At 70.1% G+C, this 17,872-nt stretch carries 17 protein-coding genes and 3 pseudogenes; 10 read left to right on the top strand and 10 right to left on the bottom strand.

From position 1 onward, the window contains the following. Window positions 1-174: 174 nt before the first annotated feature. Window positions 175-831 (bottom strand): YceI family protein, encoded by a 657-nt coding sequence (locus AB0I83_RS02015; RefSeq protein ID WP_363303236.1) that lies wholly within the window; start codon window positions 829-831, stop codon window positions 175-177. A 202-nt stretch (window positions 832-1,033) separates the two neighbouring features. Then, window positions 1,034-1,498, bottom strand: coding sequence for a cyclic nucleotide-binding domain-containing protein (locus AB0I83_RS02020; protein ID WP_363303237.1), 465 nt, complete (start codon window positions 1,496-1,498; stop codon window positions 1,034-1,036). Window positions 1,499-1,712: 214 nt separating this feature from the next. On the opposite strand from AB0I83_RS02020, the gene AB0I83_RS02025 reads away from it, so the two are divergent. Then, window positions 1,713-2,162 carry a universal stress protein gene (locus tag AB0I83_RS02025; protein ID WP_363303238.1) on the top strand — a complete coding sequence of 150 codons (450 nt, stop codon included), beginning with the start codon at window positions 1,713-1,715 and terminating at the stop codon, window positions 2,160-2,162. Then, on the top strand, window positions 2,159-3,283 hold the full coding sequence (locus tag AB0I83_RS02030; protein ID WP_363303239.1) for an adenylate/guanylate cyclase domain-containing protein: 1,125 nt from the start codon (window positions 2,159-2,161) through the stop codon (window positions 3,281-3,283). Before AB0I83_RS02025 ends, AB0I83_RS02030 begins: the two co-directional genes overlap by 4 nt. 40 nt (window positions 3,284-3,323) lie before the next feature. On the opposite strand, the gene AB0I83_RS02035 is transcribed toward AB0I83_RS02030, so the two are convergent. The 3 genes from AB0I83_RS02035 to AB0I83_RS02045 all read right to left on the bottom strand — a co-directional run bounded on the left by AB0I83_RS02035 (window position 3,324) and on the right by AB0I83_RS02045 (window position 4,866). Beyond that, window positions 3,324-3,794 (bottom strand): ATP-binding protein, encoded by a 471-nt coding sequence (locus AB0I83_RS02035; RefSeq protein WP_363303240.1) that lies wholly within the window; start codon window positions 3,792-3,794, stop codon window positions 3,324-3,326. 183 nt (window positions 3,795-3,977) lie between these two features. Continuing rightward, window positions 3,978-4,388, bottom strand: coding sequence for a VOC family protein (locus AB0I83_RS02040; RefSeq protein WP_356530443.1), 411 nt, complete (start codon window positions 4,386-4,388; stop codon window positions 3,978-3,980). A gap of 85 nt (window positions 4,389-4,473) precedes the next feature. After that, on the bottom strand, window positions 4,474-4,866 hold the full coding sequence (locus AB0I83_RS02045; RefSeq protein WP_363303241.1) for an AraC family transcriptional regulator: 393 nt from the start codon (window positions 4,864-4,866) through the stop codon (window positions 4,474-4,476). Between the two features lie 69 nt (window positions 4,867-4,935). Here AB0I83_RS02045 and AB0I83_RS02050 point away from each other — a divergent pair, with 69 nt between their 5' ends. The 3 genes and pseudogenes from AB0I83_RS02050 to AB0I83_RS02060 all read left to right on the top strand — a co-directional run. Then, window positions 4,936-5,316 carry a hypothetical protein gene (locus tag AB0I83_RS02050; protein ID WP_363303242.1) on the top strand — a complete coding sequence of 127 codons (381 nt, stop codon included), beginning with the start codon at window positions 4,936-4,938 and terminating at the stop codon, window positions 5,314-5,316. 129 nt (window positions 5,317-5,445) lie between these two features. Next, on the top strand, window positions 5,446-5,913 hold the full coding sequence (locus tag AB0I83_RS02055) for an NUDIX domain-containing protein (RefSeq protein ID WP_363303243.1): 468 nt from the start codon (window positions 5,446-5,448) through the stop codon (window positions 5,911-5,913). Between the two features lie 182 nt (window positions 5,914-6,095). Further along, window positions 6,096-6,383: pseudogene (locus AB0I83_RS02060) on the top strand (hypothetical protein); the annotation flags it as partial. On the opposite strand, the pseudogene AB0I83_RS02065 reads toward AB0I83_RS02060, so the two are convergent. Together AB0I83_RS02065 and AB0I83_RS02070 are read right to left on the bottom strand one after the other, a co-directional pair. Further along, window positions 6,373-6,609, bottom strand: a pseudogene (locus tag AB0I83_RS02065) (IS5/IS1182 family transposase); the annotation flags it as partial. The pseudogenes AB0I83_RS02060 and AB0I83_RS02065 sit on opposite strands and share 11 nt — an antisense overlap. Window positions 6,610-6,735: 126 nt before the next feature. Next, a pseudogene (locus tag AB0I83_RS02070) lies at window positions 6,736-6,903 on the bottom strand (transposase); the annotation flags it as partial. Window positions 6,904-7,357: 454 nt separating this feature from the next. On the opposite strand from AB0I83_RS02070, the gene AB0I83_RS02075 reads away from it, so the two are divergent. The 5 genes from AB0I83_RS02075 (at window position 7,358) to AB0I83_RS02095 (ending at window position 12,820) form a co-directional block, all read left to right on the top strand. Continuing rightward, window positions 7,358-8,236, top strand: a complete 879-nt coding sequence (locus AB0I83_RS02075; RefSeq protein WP_363303244.1) for a helix-turn-helix transcriptional regulator — start codon at window positions 7,358-7,360, stop codon at window positions 8,234-8,236. Beyond that, window positions 8,233-8,487, top strand: coding sequence for a DUF397 domain-containing protein (locus AB0I83_RS02080; RefSeq protein ID WP_363303245.1), 255 nt, complete (start codon window positions 8,233-8,235; stop codon window positions 8,485-8,487). Before AB0I83_RS02075 ends, AB0I83_RS02080 begins: the two co-directional genes overlap by 4 nt. A gap of 421 nt (window positions 8,488-8,908) precedes the next feature. Beyond that, window positions 8,909-10,195, top strand: a complete 1,287-nt coding sequence (locus AB0I83_RS02085; protein WP_363303246.1) for a cytochrome P450 — start codon at window positions 8,909-8,911, stop codon at window positions 10,193-10,195. A 32-nt stretch (window positions 10,196-10,227) separates the two neighbouring features. Next, a complete protein-coding gene (locus tag AB0I83_RS02090) occupies window positions 10,228-11,415 on the top strand; it encodes a cytochrome P450 (RefSeq protein ID WP_356530525.1) in 1,188 nt (395 codons plus the stop codon). Window positions 11,416-11,812: 397 nt separating this feature from the next. Further along, the gene (locus tag AB0I83_RS02095) at window positions 11,813-12,820 is read left to right on the top strand and encodes a LacI family DNA-binding transcriptional regulator (protein WP_363303247.1); all 1,008 of its coding nucleotides are present in this window, start codon (window positions 11,813-11,815) and stop codon (window positions 12,818-12,820) included. A 74-nt stretch (window positions 12,821-12,894) separates the two neighbouring features. Here AB0I83_RS02095 and AB0I83_RS02100 read toward each other — a convergent pair whose 3' ends face one another. The 3 genes from AB0I83_RS02100 to AB0I83_RS02110 are packed head-to-tail and all read right to left on the bottom strand — an operon-like array spanning window position 12,895 to window position 17,852. Then, complete coding sequence (locus AB0I83_RS02100; RefSeq protein WP_363303248.1) at window positions 12,895-13,605, bottom strand: hypothetical protein; 711 nt, start codon at window positions 13,603-13,605, stop codon at window positions 12,895-12,897. A 33-nt stretch (window positions 13,606-13,638) separates the two neighbouring features. After that, window positions 13,639-15,879 carry a glycoside hydrolase N-terminal domain-containing protein gene (locus AB0I83_RS02105; protein ID WP_363303249.1) on the bottom strand — a complete coding sequence of 747 codons (2,241 nt, stop codon included), beginning with the start codon at window positions 15,877-15,879 and terminating at the stop codon, window positions 13,639-13,641. Next, window positions 15,876-17,852, bottom strand: coding sequence for a beta-galactosidase (locus AB0I83_RS02110; RefSeq protein ID WP_363303250.1), 1,977 nt, complete (start codon window positions 17,850-17,852; stop codon window positions 15,876-15,878). The genes AB0I83_RS02105 and AB0I83_RS02110 overlap by 4 nt, the downstream gene beginning before the upstream one ends. Window positions 17,853-17,872: the final 20 nt, after the last annotated feature.

Here is a 17,872-nt window from a genome sequence, read left to right on the forward strand (position 1 = left end):
GTCTACTCCCTTCCCCGGAACGATCATCGAATGCTGGTGGGTGGTGGCCGTTGCGGCGGACGGGTGCGGCAACGGGTGCGACCCGCCCTCTGAGGAGGGACGTGAACGGCCGACCTTCCGGTGCGTGGCCCGGAAGGTCGGCCGTTCACGTCCTGCGGACTCCCGCGGGGGGTGTCAGGCGGGCGACGGGGTGCGGATGGCCGCGATGTCGAACTGCAGGCGGAGCCTCTCGCTGACCATGGCACCGCCCTCGGCCAGCCTGGCGTTGTACGTCAGGCCCCAGTCGGAACGGTTGATCGTGGTGGTCCCGTCGAAGCCGACGCGCTCGTAGCCGAACGGGTCCATGACGTACCCGATGTAGGTGAGGTCCAGGACCACGGGGCGGGCCGTCCCCCGGATCGTGAGATCTCCGGTCATGCGGTAGACGTCCTTGCCCACGAGTTCCACGGCACTGCTCGTGAAGGTCATCCGCGGGTACCGCCCGGCGTCCAGGAAGTCTCGCCCGATCAGGTGGGCGTCCCGCTGCTCCACCCCGGTGTCGACGCTCGCCGTGGACAGCGATATCTCGGCGCTGGAGCGGGACGGGTCGCGCCCGTCGAAGTGGAGGCGGCTCTCGTACTCGAGGAAGGCACCGCGGACCGTCGTCACCATGGCGTGCCGCACCGAGAACCCGATCCTGCTGTGCGCGGGGTCGATCATCCACTCCCCGGTCAGGGCCGCCAGAGCGGGATCCGGCATAACAGGGCCTCCGGCGGCCCCGTATCCGGCGGGTGACTCCTCCACTGTGGGCTCCGGGCGACGGAGCAGGGAGCTGCGGCTGAAGAGGTTCATGACTGCTAGTTACTTGGAAGTAAGCGGCATTCGCAAGAGCTGGCCATGGACCCGAACATCACTGATCGAACTTTCACAAAGTGATGCACCGGGGGAGAGTCGGGGCGACCCCCGGTACCCCTCACCTCACGCCGCGCCGAGCAGCGCGGCTCCGTCAGGCCGAACGTGGGCCCGCATCCCGTGCGGCTCGTGGCCGGCCAGCTCACACGATGCCGACGTTGCCGTGGACGGCGTAGTTGTCGAGCAGTCGTGCCCTGGTCTCCTGCAGGCGGTGGGCGAGCACCCGGGTCACCCAGTTGCCGACGGCGGACCCGAAGGCCGGGTCGGCGTCCATGGCCATGCGTACGGCCCTCGCGTTGAACTCGTGCGTGCGCAGTGGCGTCGCCGCCTCACCGCCGTTGTGACACAGGTACGGCGGTAGCAGCCATGACCAGCCGATCAGCTCACCGGGGCCGAGGCGCTCGATGACCGCCCGGCCCTTGCCGGGCAGGCGCATGTCCAGTGTGACGGTGCCCGAGCGGACGATCCAGAAACGGTCGGCCGCGCTGCCCTCTTCGAAGAGCCGGGTACCCTCGGTGAAATTTGCCTCACGGGCAGTACGCATGAGCCGGTCCCGGTAGTCCGGAGGCAGGGAGTTCGCCAGCCTGGCCGGGGTGAAAGTGCGCATGATGCGGCCTCCTTTCGTCCCCCTTCCAGTCTCGCTGCGGCGAGTCCACAGCCGGTATGGGCCGAACGGTCCCTTCCCGCGGCTTCCCGTCCGCGGCGTTCCGGCGTGTCTTCCCTCGCAGCCCGTGACCTCATGGCCCCTGCCCCTTGCTCGGCCGACTCGCCGCGCTCTATCTTACTGGGCAGTAAGTTGACTTCGGAGTAAGGAGTTTGTCTTGACCGCCTATCAGACCGTCATGGTCGGCACGGACGGCTCGGCGTCGTCATTCGCAGCGGTGGAGGGAGCGGCCCGACTCGCCGCGGTGTGCGGGGCTGAGCTCGTGATCGCCTGCGCGTATGCGCCGCTTAGTGGCCCCGAACTCACAGCAGCCAGAGAGCAGTTAGGAGCCGAGGCGTATCAGGTGGTCGGATCGGCACCCGCTGAGGAGACCCTGCGAATCGCCGCGGACCGGGCCCGTGCGCAGGGCGTGGTGGACGTGCGGACGGTGGCGGTGCAGGACGAGCCGGTCGACGCACTGGTGCGGATCGCCGGGGAGTGTTCGGCCGACCTCCTGGTCGTCGGGAACCGGGGCCTGCGCTCGATAGCCGGGCGCATCCTCGGCTCCGTGCCCGCGGACGTCGCCAGAAGAGCGGGACTCGACGTGCTGATCGTGCACACCACATGAGTGCCGCGGAACCGCCGGAGGAACCAGCGGCGCCGCCCGGCGTCGACGAGCTGCGACGCACGGTCGAGGAGGTACTGCTCGGCGGCCGTCGGACCTGGACGCGGCGGGACATCGCCGAGCGGGCCGGGGTGGGGGCCGAGCGCACCGTGCAGATCTGGCGTGCGCTCGGGTTTCCGGTGGTCGACGACGACGCGAGGGTGTTCACCGACGGCGACGTCGACGCACTGCGCGCGGGGGAACGGCTCATCGAAGCCGGGCTCATCACCCCGGACAGCGAGACGATGATGGCGCGCGCCCTGGGGCATCACCTGTCACGGCTCGCCGAGTGGCAGGTGCACACCCTCTGGTCCTGGATGAACCGAGGCTCGGGCGCGACTCCGGACGGAGGATCGCTGATCGGTCACGCCGCGGCGTTGATGCCGGAGATGGAGCTCGTGCAGCGGCACGTGTGGCGCCGGCATCTTGCGGCGTATGCCGAACGGGCGCTCGCCGAGACGGAGGAGCATGCGCGCGCCGGGCCGGTGCAGGGCCCTGGGCCAGGAAAGGGCGCGCAGGAGGACGCCGTGGTGGGCGGGGCGGCGCCCGGTGAGGGCGCCGACATCCGCGACCTGTCGGTGGGGTTCACCGACATGGTCGGCTACACGCGGATGACCCGTGGACTGGCCGGCGCCGAACTCGTCCGGGTGCTCGACCGGTTCGAGAGCCTGACCGGCGATGTGATCGCCGACGGCCGGGGCCGGATGGTGAAGACCATCGGCGACGAAGTGCTCTTCGTATGCGAGTCGGCGTCCACGGCCGCTGACATCGCCCTCGAACTCACCGCCCGCGCCGAGGTGGAACCGGGGCTGCCGCAGGTGCGGACCGGGCTGGCTCACGGCGCTGTCCTCAGCCGTTTCGGCGACGTCTACGGTGCGGTGGTGAACATCGCTGCCCGGCTGACCGCGGTGGCCCGCCCCGGCGCGGTACTCACCAGCACGGCGTTCGCCGGCGAACTGGCGGGCATGGCGGCATACGAACTGAAGGTGCTCCGAGCTGTGTCGGTACGCGGATACAGCAGGCTGCGCCCGGTGCTGCTGAGGCCGGTCCAGCCCACCGGGGGGTCTCGAAGCGGCAAGCGGTGAGCCCGTGCGCAGGGGAGGGGAATCGGGGATCGGGTATCGGCTACGGCGACCGCACCTCCAGGACCGCCCACACCGTCTTGCCCGGCCCGTCCGCGCACGGGTACCAGCCCCAGTCGTCGGCGAGGGCGGCGACCAGGAGCAGGCCTCGGCCGCCGTCATGGTCGTCCGGTGGAGCCTCGGTCAGGGCGGGGATGCGTTCGCTCCGGGTGTCGGTGACCTCGATCCGGATGGCCGCACCCTCGGCGGAGAGGCGTAGGCGGAAGTCGCGCCCTGACACGTGACCGTGGCGCACGGCGTTGCTGCTCAGCTCGGCCACGGTCAGCGTCAGTGTGTCGTGCGCCTCGCTCCCGTACGGGATGCCCCAGGCGTCGAAGCGCTCGCCGGCCAGGCGCCGGGCCAGGCGGGCGCCGCGCGGCGTCGAGCTGAAGCGCATCGTGAAGTGGTGCCAGGGAAAGCGGGGTTGTGTGGGGCGTAGGGGGCGTACGGGGAGGGGCGGCTGCTTGCTGGTCATGCCTCAACGCTGACGCGTGGTGGCCGAGCGTGACCAGGGGTGACGCGCTGTCGTCAGGTGGCTGTACGTGATGTGTGTCGGCCTGTACGCGGGAGGGACGGCGGGGCCACCCCACCGACGCGGGAACGGCCGGTGCCGGCGCCTGGACCAACCCTGTGGTCCAGGCACCCGAGCCCCCGGCTCTCAGCCCTTCAGCTGGGTGAAGCGGAGGTGGTTGCCGAAGGGGTCGCGCAGGCCGCAGTCGATTCCGTACGGGCGCTCCGTCGGCTCGTCGGTGAACTCCACGCCCCGCGCCAGCAGGGTCTCGTACGTCTTGCGGCAGTCGTCCGTGGAGAGGATGAGCGCGCTGCCCAGTGCGCCCTTGGTCAGCAGGTCGCGGACCTGCTCGGCCGTCTCCTCGGAGATCGCCGGAGGGCCGGGCTTCTCCAGCAGGACCTGGCGGTCGGGATGGCCGGGGACGCTGACCGTCAGCCAGCGCATGAAGCCCATGTCGACGTCGGCGTTGACCTCCAGACCGAGCTTGCCGACGTAGAAGTCGAGGGCCGCGTCCTGGTCGAGGACGTAGATCTGTGAGTGCGTGATCGCGTTGAACATGTGGACCACGCTAATCGGCGGGGCCGACGGAAACTTATCCGAAACTGCTCAGTCGGCGGCCTGTGCGGAGAGGCAGCCGAGGGGTTCACACGGTCGGCCGCGTCCACGCCTTCGTGAAGCACGTGGGCACGTCCACGGCCGCCGCCTCCTTGCGGTACGTCCTCGGCGACCGGCCGACGATGTCGCGGAACGTGCGGCTGAAGGTACCGGTGCTGCCGAAGCCGACCTCGTAGCAGATGTCCGTGACACTCCGGTCGCTCTCCCGCAGCAGGAACATCGCCCGCTCGACCCGGCGCCGCTGCAGGTACCGGTGCGGCGTCTCGCCGAAGGTGGCGCGGAACGTGCGGGTGAAGTGCGCCGGGGAGACGTGGGCGATCCGGGCCAGGGCCGGCACGTCCAGAGGCCGGGCGTACGCGCGGTCCATCGCGTCCCGGGCCCGGAGCATGCGGCGGTTGGTCTCTTCGGCGGTGCGGCTCACCGCACCATCCCACCACAGGACAGCCCGCCTCCGGACGGCTCTGTCGTACCCCCTCGGTAGGCTCGGATCATGAGCGTCTCCCTCTACTACTGCGCGAGCCGGAACACTCCGCCGACCGATGCCGAGTCGGCCGCTGTCGAGCGGATCGTGGCCGCCCACCGGGCGTCCTTCCCGTACGAGGACCAGGAAAGCCTGTACCTCTACGACAGCGATGACAGCCGACCGGACGAGATAGCCGCCGGTTCCACCAAGATGCCGTTCGATCCCGGCGCGGTACTGCCGGTGCTCGACCATGTGCTGCGCTCGGTCACGGAGCTGCGCCGTGCCCTGCCGGGGGCGGAGTGGCGCGTCCACATGGACGATCTCGACGTCCCTTGGGACGAGACCGAGGGCTACGCCCTCCCCGGCATGCGTGATCCGGACCTAGCAGCCGAGCTGGGCGGCCTCTGACGACCCGGCCTGCCGATGTAAGCACTTCTTTGGGCTCCACCGCACGGAATGGAAGTGGCTCCAGGCGTAAGAAGTTGATCTGGCCCCACTCGCCGGACGGTGGATAGGGTTCGGGCGGGAGGCACGAGGATGAGTTTTCGGTTGGCGGCGTATGCCGTGTGCATCGAGGACGGGCGGGTCCTGCTCGCCCGTCACGTGCCACCGACTGGCGAAAGCAACTGGACTCTTCCGGGTGGCAGGGTCGAGCACGGCGAAGATCCGTTTGATGCGGTGATCCGGGAAGTCGCCGAGGAGACGGGCTGCATCGCGGTGGTGGATCGCCTGCTGGGCGTGGACTCTCGGGTCATCCCTGCGGCTGAAGCTCGTGCGCGAGTCGAGCATCAGAATGTCGGCGTTTTCTACCGCGTCCACATCACTGGCGGCCAGCTCCGGCCGGAGCCGAACGGCGAAATCGCCGAGTCGGTCTGGACCGACCTCTCAGACGTCCCCGGCCTGCGCCGGTCATCGCTGGTCGACATTGGCCTCTCCCTGGCCCAGGCCCTTCCGGCAACAGGCCACGTCGACCCTGTCCCGGTCGACGGCCTGATCCAGCACTAGGCATCACCCGCATCTGCCTGGCCTGACTCGCCTCGAAGACGCTTGCGAACGACCCGGCCAATCAAGGTCTGCGCCGTGCCCTCTCTGGAGTGAAAACCACCGCGAGACCCCACCCCCAGGGCTAATGGGGTCCCGCACCGTCGAGGTGGGCGGCTGAGAGACCGAGAGGTCCGCCGCCTATCCTCTACTCCCGGCACCACGATGGCCGGGTCCGCCAGCGGCACCTCGAGCAGTTCATGGCGTCGGGTGAGCCGTGGGTCGTCCCGTTCGTGGTGCAGTTGGCCGGAGAATACGTGCTGGAGATCCTTGAGCCGATAGGCCGGGGGCTGCCCGGGCTCGCGGTTCCGGGCTCAACCCAGCGCCGACTCCACGGGGAGTTCATCGCTCGGAATCCGGCCTTCTTCGCATGCACGGAGCGGCGCGTGGTGAGCTACTGGTCGTGCTACTACCGCTGGAAGTACGGAGCGTTTGTTGTGAGCGGTTGTGCTCCCGCTTCCAGCGGGGCAGTTCCTCGCCCTGCGTGCGGCGGTGCGGCATGATCAATCCGGTCCCTGGACAGCCGCCATCAGCCATCACTGTAGTCCGGCCGACCGCTGCCTTGGCCCCTGATTCCTCCCACGCTTTGCAGTCGTTCCGGTTGCCCGGCAGCGGCCGTCCGACGACAACGACCAGGCGAGTGTCGGCATCGATGACAACCGTGGAGTCCACCGAGACAACCCAGTTCAGCTCCTCGTCGGCGTCCGCCTGCGCCAGAAGCGCAGTGAACACCCGCTCCCAGGTGCCATCGGCGGACCACATCCGCAGCCGGTTGTAGACACCCCGCCAGTTGCCGTACTTCTCCGGCAGCTGCACCCACTGTGCCCCGGTCCGAAACTTCCAGGCGATGGCGTCGATCACCTCTCGGTGGTCCCGCCACCGGCCACCCGGATTCGGCACCCGGTCCGGAAGCAACGGCTCGATCCGCGCCCACTGCGCGTCAGTCAACGACACACCTGGACCAACGAGCAGACGATCCGGAGGAAGCGCCTATGCGCAGGCGTTGCGATCGGTCCACCCCGGCGCTCGAAGCTCGATGCCCGAGCTCCGGGCCCTCGTACCCGCCATCCGTCGACCACATAGTCTCTGCGGCCGGATTCGGGGTTCACGATCGGCAGGGGGCGTGGGTCGACCGCGAGCGGAACCAGTTCGTGTAGCTGGTCACCGGTGGTTGAGTATCGGCCCGCTTCCGCCACTCTTTGGAGGGATCTACTTGTGAACGATGTGCAGGCGTACGCAACGGTGATTACGGTGCCCGAGTGGGACGAGCCGAGGCGGGCGCTGCGGTTCCGGGGCCGCAGGCGCGGGTGATGTCGTCCTGACGGGTGAGCCGTGAAGTGCACTCCGCTGTATGACGGTGGGCGCGACGGACGCGGGGGTGTGTACGTACGGGGACAGGCGGTGGCGGATGACGTGGGACGAGACGGACGCGGGCGTGGGCGCGGGGGAGAGCGGGGAAGCCTCGTCGGGTGCCCCGCCGGAGGGCAAGGCGGAGAACGGGGTGGCGGTCGCGTTCGGGCGGCAGTTGAAGTTGCTGCGGGTGCGGGCGGGGCTGGACCGGGTGGAGTTCGGCAAGTGCCTGGGTTACGCGGCTCAGTCGGTGGCCTCGTTCGAGCAGGGACGACGGATTCCGCAGCCGGAGTTCGTCGACAAGGCGGACCGGGTGCTGGAGGCCGGAGGACTGCTGGTGGCGTTGAAGGAGGAGCTGGCGCGGTCGCAGTACCCGGCGTTCTTCCGGGACATGGCGCGCTTGGAGGCTGAGGCGGTCGAGCTGTGTGCGTACGACACACACATGGTCAAGGGTCTGTTGCAGACCGAGGAGTACACGCGGGCAGTTCTCGCCATGCGACGACCGTTGCTCAACGAGGACACCATCGAGCAACGAGTATCTGCACGCCTGGCGCGGCAAGAGATTTTCAGCCGTTGGCCCGCACCACTCATGAGCTTTGTTGTGGAGGAGCCGGTTCTGAGGCGCCCGTTGGGTGGTCGAGCTGTGCTGCATGGGCAACTTGAGCAACTGCTGAAGTTCGGCCGGTTCCGTAACGTGGAAATCCAGGTGATGCCGCTCGATCGGGACGACAACGCCGGTGTGGACGGAGCCTTCACTGTAGTTACGCGCAAGGGCGGGGAACAGCTCGTGTACACGGAGGCACAGGGGCGCAGTAACTGGCTGACGGATCGGGACGAGACGCGGCTCGCCGCAGCCCGCTATGGGATCATCCGGAGCCAGGCTCTCACTCCGCGAGAGTCCTTGGGCTTCATCGAGAAGTTGCTGGGAGAGCTATGAACACCACAGAAGTCTCTGCCTCGCAGGAGCTTGCTTGGTACAAGAGCAGCTACAGCGGGGCTGAAGGTGGCGACTGCGTTGAGGTCGCCTGGCGTAAGAGCACTTACAGCGTGGCTGAAGGCGGCGAGTGCGTCGAGTTCTCCGCCTCGGCCACTCGCGTCCGCGTCCGGGACTCGAAGCAGGGTAACGGTCCCGTGCTTGCCCTTGGGCCCGGCGCGTGGGCCCGCTTCGTGGGGCTCGTCACCGGCTGAGCGACGTACGCGAGAGGCCCCGCCGCGCGCCGAACTGGCTTTGTGGTGGGGCCCTTCCGTTCCTAAGGGGGGCTGCTCGTCCGCCTTCTCCTCGCGGTGGATCATCAGCAACGTCGCCCGGCGAGCGCGGGTCCCGGCCGGACCGGAAGCTCACGTCAGGGCCGAAGTGCTGGCGCCCCATGCCGGCGGTCGTGGCCTACGGAGGCGGGGCGCTACAGCAAGCCCGCCTGGGTGGAGTGGGCCTGGGCGTTCGTGCAGCGCCGCTCACCGCCGGGCCGTCGTCCCGGCACGCACACCTTCGGTGACTCGTCCCGGACCGCTGTCACGATCCGTGCCCATAGCTTCACCCAACCTCCCTATAGTGGTGCCGCGTTGATCGTATGGCCCCAACGCGCGAAGCCGTCTCACAGGAGTCCGTACGATGACGAACCCCTTCTTATCCGGCGCGTCCGCGCACCCCGGATGCCCCGCGCACGCCGCGACCGCCCCGGTGCCGCTCAGCGGACCGGAGTTCCACACGGAACCGCAGGCCGTGTACCGGAGCATGCGCCACTCCCACGGGCCCGTGGTGCCCGTCGAGCTCCCCGGGGGATTCCCGGCCTGGCTCGTCGCGGGATACCGCGAGCTCCACCAGGTCACCACCGACGGGGAGCTCTTCCCGAGGGACGTCGGCCTGTGGAACCAGTGGGAGCACATTCCCGAGGACTGGCCGCTGCTGCCCATGGTCGGGCGCCCCATGCCGTCCATCTACTTCACCGCCGGCGCCGAGCACCGGCGGCACTCCGAGATGGTGGTACCCGCGCTCGAGGCCGCCGACCCGTTCGAGATCCGCAGGCACTGCGAGCAGTTGGCCGACCGCCTCGTGGACGGCATCTGCGCGCGTGGCACGGCAGACCTCGTCGCCGAGTTCGCCGAGCCGCTGCCCGTCCTGGTCCTCTCCCGGCTCGTCGGATTCCCCGACGAGGAGGGGGCGGACATCGCCCGCGTGCTGAAGGACCTCGCCGACGGGGGCCCCGGGGCGCAGGAGGCGTACGGCCGCTTCGGCGAGCACATGCGACGGCTGGTGGCGGCCAAGCGGGCAGCGCCCGGCGACGACGTGACATCCAGGATGCTCGCCGACCCGGAACCCTTCACGGACGAGGAGTACGCGCTCGACCTGATGGCGATCACCGCGGCGGGACACCTCACCACCGCGGACTGGATCGGCAACTCCCTGCGGCTGATGCTCACCGAGGACCAGTTCGCCGAGTCCCTCGCGGGCGGGCGGCGCAGCGTCGGGGACGCGATGAACGAGGTCCTGTGGGAGGAGAGCCCGACCCAGATCCTGGCCGGCCGGTGGGCGGTCCGCGACACACGGCTCGGCGGGCGCGACATCCGCGCCGGGGACATGCTCCTGCTCGGCCTGGGCGCGGCCAACACCGACCCGCTGATACGCCAGGACATGGGCTCCGGCGGGGCGGGGCACCACGCGAGCAACGGTGCGCATCTGGCGTTCAGCCACGGCGAGTACCGCTGCCCGTTCCCCGCGCAGGAGATAGCGGAGACCATCGCACGCACCGGCATCGAGGTCCTCCTCGACCGGCTCCCCGACCTCGAACTCGCAGTCCCCGCAGAGGATCTCGTCCGGAGGCCGTCTGCCTTCCTGCGCGGGATGAACGCGCTTCCCGTCCGGTTCGCCCGCGCACACAAGACAGGAGTCCCCCTGTGAACTGCCCGCACGCGACCGTGGTCATCGACCCGATGGTGCAGGACCTCGACGGCGAGACCGAACGACTGCGGGAGGCGGACCCGCTCGCCCGCATCGAGCTCCTCGGCGTGCCCGCCTGGACCGTCACCCGGCACGCGGAGGCCCGTCGGCTCCTCGTCGACACACGGCTGGTCAAGGACCTGGACGCGTGGGGGCTCTGGCAGAGCGGTGAGGTCACCCACGCCTGGCCGCTGATCGGCATGATCGACGCGGGGCGCTCCATGTTCACCGTGGACGGCGAGGAGCACCGCCGGTTGCGTACGAAGACCTCGCAGGCGCTCACCCCGCGCCGGCTGGAGGCCGTTCGGCCGGCAATCGAGAAGTTCACCGAGGAACTCCTGGACGCGCTCGCGGAACAGGGCGCCGACGGGGTCGTCGACCTCAAGGCCGTGTTCGCCCAGCCCCTGCCGATGAGGGTCGTCGGCCTGCTGATGGGCGTGGACGAGGCGCTGCACCCCATGTTGACCCGGCGGTACAAGGCCTTCTTCTCGATGCTCACCCCGCAGGAGGAGCGCCTCGCGCTGCTGGCCGAGCTCGACGTCTTCTACGCCGAACTGGTGCGGGAGAAGACCGCGCACCCCACCGACGACCTCACCAGCGCGCTGATCCTCGCCGACGAGGGCGGCGAGCCGCTCACCGAGGAGGAGGTCGTCGGAAACCTCAAGGCGATGGTGGCCGCCGGGCACGAGACGACCATCGGGCTCGTGCTCAACGCCGTACGCGCCCTGCTCGCCCACCCCGACCAGCTGAGGAAGGTGCTGGACGGGGAGATCCCGTGGGAGGCGGTGATCGAGGAGACGCTGCGCTGGGACACACCCACCACCCACCTGCTGATGCGGTTCGCCACCGAGGACATACGGGTCGGCGAGCAGGTCATAGCCAAGGGGGAGGGGGTGGTGATCTCCTACCGGGCCATCGGACGTGACACCGCCCAGCACGGGGACGACGCCGATGCCTTCGACATCACGCGTCCGGCGCCGATCCGGCACATGACCTTCGGGCACGGGCCCCACATCTGCCCCGGCGCGGCGCTGTCCCGGGTGGAGGCCGGCATCGCGCTGCCCGCCCTGTTCGCGCGTTTTCCCGGGCTGAAGCTCGCCGTCGGGGACGACGAGATCCGCAAGCTGCCCGTCATGACGCAGAACGACATGGAAGCGTTTCCGGTGCTGCTCCACGGATGACAGGCGACGGGGCGCCCACCGGCCTGCCTCCCCTCGCCGGGCCGAAGACGGCGCTGCGACCCGGCAACCTTCGCGGCGGCAGCGGCGACCAAGGGGTGTCTGCGAAGCCTCACCTGGCCGGGTGAGGCTTCGCAGGCGCGCCGTTCCGTCACCGGCGTCCGGCCGGCGGGCTGGACACCCTCGGCGTACTGGGTCACCGTATGGAGCGGTGGTGGCTCTGCGAAAAAGGTGGAGGACCCCTGGTCGAAGCGCTTCGATTCCACTCTGGACACTGACTGTAGGCAAGTCTAGGCTCGACTGCGTCTGTGCATTTCAGAGCGTGAGGGAGAGTGCAGCGGCGCTGTCGAAGCGCTTCACCTGCTCTCCTCGTGATCGCCGTCTGTTGGGGAGAAGCCGAATGGTCACGCTTGCCGAGGTAGCCCAGCACGCCGGAGTGTCGGCGAGCACGGTGAGCTACGTCCTCAGCGGGAAGCGGTCGATCTCCGCTCCCACCCGGGAGCGGGTGGAGCACAGCATCAAGCAGCTGGGTTACCACCCCAACGCGGGTGCGCGGGCGCTCGCCAGCAGCAGGTCCAACATCATCGCGCTCATGGTGCCGCTGCGTACGGACATGTACGTGCCGGTGATGATGGAGATCGCCATCGCCGTCGCCACCGGGGCCCGTACCCACGGCTACGACGTCCTGCTGCTGACCGGCGAGGAGGGCTCCGCGGCCGTCCGGCGGATCGCGGGGAGCTCGCTGGCCGACGCGATGATCCTGATGGACGTCGAACTCCAGGACGAACGGCTGCCCCTGCTCCGCGAATCGGGCCGGACCTCCGTCCTCATCGGGCTGCCCGCCGACACCTCCGGACTGACCTGCGTCGACCTCGACTTCGAGGCCACGGGCGCGCTCTGCGTGGACCACCTCGCGCGACTCGGGCACCGGGAGGTCGTGGTGATCGGCGAGGCCCCCGCCGTCTACGAGCGCCACACCGGCTTCGCCGAGCGGACCGTGGACGGCGTACGGGCCAAGGCGCGCGAGACCGGTACGCGCATCCTGCACCGCCCCTCCGAGGGCGGTTACGCGGCGATGGCCGGCACCCTGACGCGGATCTTCGACGAGCGGCCGGACACGACCGGGTTCATCGTCCAGAACGAGGCCGCCGTCGAGCCGCTGCTCAATCTGCTCCAGCAGCAGGGGCGCGCCGTGCCGGAGGACGTCTCCGTCGTCGCGATCTGCCCCGAGCAGGTGGCCACGCAGGCCTCGGTCAGGCTCACGTCCGTCGCCATCCCGGCGCAGGAGATGGGCCGCCGCTCGGTGGAACAGGTGATGGCCAAACTCGCGGGCCGCGATTCCGACGAAGTCGATCTGCTGGAACCGGTTCTGACGGTGCGTGCGAGTACCGGGACGGCCCCGGCCTGACCTCGGAGCCGCCGCGACACACCTGTTCGCCGCGCGGGAGGCGGGCCGGGGGGAGCGCCCCCGGCCCGTCAGGTTCAGCTCGAAGAGACGCCGAACGAGTTGGTCGTGAAGTTCAGTCCGCCCGACGACGAGGTGATCTCGTATCCGAACTGGACGTCGCCGATGGTCTCATTGCCCCACCAGCCCTTCGTGTCCTTGATCCACTTCAGGATCGGCAGGATGTCCACCGACCCGGAGGACGAGTCGGAGGTCCGGAGGAACGAGAAGACCTCGTTGGCCCCGTTGTCGCCCTTGTAGACGGTCCAGGTGTGGCCGCCGAGAGTGACGTTCCCCTGTGAGGTGCCGAGGGGTCCGACCGCGCCGTTGTAGTTCACCCAGAGCATCACCTCGTAGTCGTAGTCCGTGTCCCAGATGTCGTACGACGTGTTGTAGGCGCCGGCCGACGGCACGGTCACGTTGTAGGCGCTGGTCAGCGACGAGAGCGATGTGATCGGCTTGTCGACGACCTTCTTGGCGTTCGGGTACGACTTGATGCCGCCCGTGTCCGGGTGGTTCGCCGTGACGGACCATTTGCTCGACGAGTCGGCCGAGATGGTCTGGGTGCCCGCTCCGGAGCCCCAGATGTTGTTGTAGAGGATGTAGCCGTCGGAGGTGGTGTAGTTGCCCCACTGGTCCGACGAGGTCCAGATCGCCGCGTGGGCCGGTGCGGCCGCGAAGCCGATCAGGGCGGCCACGGCCGCCGTCGGTGCCAGCAGCCTGGTCAGGGTGGATCGTGATCGTGCCACGGGGTGTTCCTTCCATGTGGGGATGGAGGACTGCTACCGCGGCCTCAGGGTGAGGACGCGGTCCACGCCGGCCGTCAGCTCCAGCGGAGCCGAGGGGATCCCGGCGGAGGTCTCGGTGCGGGCGGCTTCGTCCCCGTCGAGGGCGAGCCCGTCGCCCGTACGCAGATCGACGCGCGCGTCGCGGGTGGGGCGCAGCAGCGCGGTGGCCCCTTCCTCGGACCACCTCAGATCCAGCTCCGCGCCGAACCTGGTCCGTACGCCCCGGAGTTCGCCCGCCGGACACGCCGCCGGCACGGCCGGCAGCAGCACCAGGCGGCCGGGCGTCGACTGGACGAGCGACTCGATCACGACGGCCGGCAGTGCGTGTGCCGCGTCCGCGTTGTAGACGTTCCGCGACGGGTAGTGGGCGCTCATCAGCGAGTCGTGGAAGAAGTCGCCCCCCAGCACCGCGTCCAGTGCCGCGGACACCCGGGACGGGTCCCGCAGCCGGGCCGCGATCAGGGCGTGGTGCAGATGCCCGTGGGCGGAGTCGTTCTCGGAGCCCCGCAGTTCCAGCGCGCGGTGCGCCGCGGCGGCCGGAGCGGGGGTGTCGTACGGATTGATCGCGGTGAGCGGCCACACAGGGTACAGATGGCTGAGATGGCGGTGGTCGTACGTCTCCCGCAGGCCCGGCCACGCCCACTCGGCGAGCGCCCCGTCCTCGTTGACCGCGTAATCCGGCAACCGGGCGGCCAGCGCGCGCCAGCGTGCGGCGGAGGGGTGGCCGGGCGCGTGCACGGCGGCCGTCGTCAGGGCGTGGCGGGCCGCGGCGATGTCCATGGTGGCGTTCACCGTGACCCAGCTCGCGTTGGCGGGGCGGTTCTCCGGGGAGTAGGAGGGGACGATCGCGAGGTTGCCGTGCGGATCCTCGCGGTCGAGGAAGTCCTCGTAGAACAGTGCCGCCTCGACGAGTGCGCCGGTCAGCGCCTCGTCCGGGGCGCCCGTCGTGGCCTCGGCGTGCTCCAGGAGGGGGTGCAGCAGCCAGTCGGCCCCCGCCGTCCACAGATGCAGGGGATAGGCACGCTGGAAGTGCCTGGTGTGGCCCGACTCGCCGTCCGTGTGGGAGGGCGCCACGATGCCCCGGGCGCCGAAGACGGCCCGTGCGTTGTCCCGCCAGTCCTCCAACTGTCCTTGTACCAGGGCGGAATGGGCTTCGACGACCTCCGGGAGGGCGGCTGCCGGGGCCGAGGCGATCTGGAGGTTGAGATTGGCGTTCGTGGTGAACGCCCCCGACCAGGCGGTGTCCCAGTCGCCGGTCCACAGCCCCGTCAGACGGGGCGGCAGCACTCCGGAGGAGGAGAGCAGGTGGTAACGCCCCGCGGCGAAGAGCCTCTCCAGGAGCGCCGGACTCCCCGGGGAGCGCAGCAGCTCGCTGCCGGCCGGCTCCCGCCCGCGCGCCGCGTCCCGCAGTGTGAAGGCGGCCCGGCCGTACGCGGTCCGGTGCAGCGGCCGGTGCCGGTTCAGCAGCCCGGCGTAGTCCTCGTGCGGGACGGCCGCCCACAGGTCGGTGAGCTCCGGTCGGCCTGGCGCACGGGTCACCCGGGTCGTCAGCGTGAGGCTCCGCGCACCCTCGACGCGTATCCCCTCACCCGACACGGACACGCTGCCACCGTCCACCCGCGCCACGGTGACCCCCGTGTACCCCAGTCCGCTCCCCGGGTAGCCCAGCCGCAGCGCCAGGTGCGCGCCGTCCGGGGTGAGCACCGTGGCGCGGCTGACCGCCAGCCGCGCGGGTGCGCCGGGCAGTGCGTGGTCCAGGACGACGTCGGCGATCAGCCCGGGGTCGGTGACGTGCTGCACGATCACGTCGTCGGCGCGCGACACGAAGACCCGGCTGCGCCACGCCTCGTACGACGCGGTCACCTCACCCGAGGTGAAGTCGACCTCGCGCCGGTATCCGGCGACCGCCTCGTGCAGTCCCCGGCGGCGGCGGATCCGGGTCCGGAACGCGGGGTGGAACGGCTGTACCCAGGTCAGGGGGCGTTCCGTGCCGAAGTCCTCCGCCGCTTTCACGTCCCCGGACAGAAGCGCGACCTGGACCCTGCGGAGCCGGCCGGCCAGCTCGGGCGGTCCGAGGTCCTCGCTGCCGTTCGGGCGGACCAGGGAGTGGTGGTTGACGATCACCCGGTCGTCCCCGGGATCGCCGTACACCATCGCCCCGTGCCGGCCGTTGCCGCTGAGGAACGCGTCCTCCCAGCGGGTGGCGGGGTGCGGCTCCCACGTGCCCTCGATCATGCGGGGGCCTCCCCGAGCACGGCCACGCCGTAACGTCCCAGCTCCACGGCCCCTTCGGTCCCGGTGCCCGTCAGCAGGTCGACGCGGCCGGCCGGCAGTTTCACGGAGACCGGGACGCGGCCGTGGTTGAGCAGGAACAGCAGCCCGCCGCGCCGTACGGCCTCCACCCCCTCGGGCAGGCCCTCCAGCACCGGGCGCACCCCCGCCCCGGCCGCCACCCCGCTCAGCAGACCGCGCAGCGCCTCCGGTTCGGGCAGCGTCGAGACGTACCATGCCGTGCCCTTGCGGAGCACGGCGGGCAGCCCGTCCAGCTCACCTCCGCGGTAGGCGGCCACCGTCTCCGCGCCGGCGTCGGCCTCCAGCTCCTCCGACCACCGGGTGCCTCGGAAGCCGTCGCACTCCACCGTCGCTTCCGCGTCCAGTGGCCACCACTCGTGGAGCGTGCGGATGCCGAACAGCTCCCGCAGCCGGCTGTCCATGCCTCCGGGCCTGATCCGGTCGTCCACGTCCGAGACACCGGTGAAGAACCCGCAGACGAGGGTGCCGCCGCCGCGCGCGTAGGCGACGAGGTTGTCGACCGCCGCGTCGGTGAGCAGGCAGAGCTGCGGCACGAGCACCATGCGGTAGGCGCTCAGATCCGCCTCGGGACGCGCGAAGTCGGTGCCGATCCCGCTCTCCCACAGGGCGCGGTGCCACGCCTGGACCAGCTCGGTGTACGGGACCAGCGAGGAGGGCAGTCCCTCCTGCGTGCTCGCCCACCAGGCGTCCCAGTCGTGCAGCACCGCGACCTCGGAGGTCACCCCGGTGCCGCTCACCTCGGGTCCCAGGAGGGCGAGTTCGGCGCCGATCTGTTTGATCTCCCGGAACGTACGGCCGTGTTCGCCCGCGTGGCCGAGCATCCCGGAGTGGAACTTCTCCGAGCCCTGACGGGACTGCCGCCACTGGAAGTAGCAGAGGGCGTCCGCGCCCCTGGCGACCGCCTGCAGGGACCACAGCCGGTTCAGTCCGGCCGGCTTGGGATGGTTGACCCCCCGCCAGTTGACGGCTCCGGCGGCCTGCTCCATCAGCATCCACGGCCCGCGGGCCTGCGAGCGGGTCATGTCGGCCAGCATCGCGTTGTACTGGCCGCCCTGCGGGTCCTTCGGGTCCGGATAGACGTCCACGGAGACGATGTCCTCCCGCTCCGCCCAGGCCCACGCGTCCTGCCCCGCCCACAGCGGCATGAAGTTGGTCGTCACGGGGATGTGCGGCGTGTGCCTGGCGACGATGTCCCGCTCGGCGAGGTAGCACTCCATCAGGGCGTCCGAGGTGAACCGCTTGAAGTCCAGCACCTGGGTCGGATTGCGCATGTACTGCGCGCGGCGCGGAGGCAGGATCTCCGCCCACGCGTCGTAGCGCTGACTCCAGAACGCCGTACCCCAGGCCGTGTTGAGGGCCTCCAGGGTCGTGTACCGGTCGGCCAGCCACCGGCGGAAGTGGGCGGCGGTCTCGTCGCACCAGCAGTGCGTGCAGTACTCGTTGTTGATGTGCCACACCGTCAGTGCCGGATGGTCCGCGTAGCGCGCCGCGAGGTCCTCGGTCAGGGACGCGGCGTAGCGGCGGTAGACCGGCGAGCTCGGGCAGAAGTGCTGCCGCGAGCCGTAGCTGACGAGGGTGCCGTCCTCGGCGCGCGGCAGCGTCTCCGGGTGGAGCGCTCCCATCCAGGGCGGGGGAGAGGCCGTGGGGGTCGCGAGGACCACGCCCACGCCGTTCGCGTGCATGAGGTCCAGCAGCCGGTCCAGCCAGCCGAACTCCCTTGCACCTGGGCGTGGTTCGATCATCGCCCAGGAGAAGACGCCGACGGTGACGGAGTTGACGCCCGCCTCCCCCATCAGCCGGACGTCGTCGGCCCACACCTCCTCGGGCCACTGCTCGGGGTTGTAGTCGCCTCCGAAGAGGACGCGGCCACGGGTGGCGTCGTGCAGGGACGGCATGGACTTCTCGTTTCTCTACT

This window comes from Streptomyces sp. NPDC049970, assembly GCF_040660235.1.
Lineage (GTDB): Bacteria > Actinomycetota > Actinomycetes > Streptomycetales > Streptomycetaceae > Streptomyces.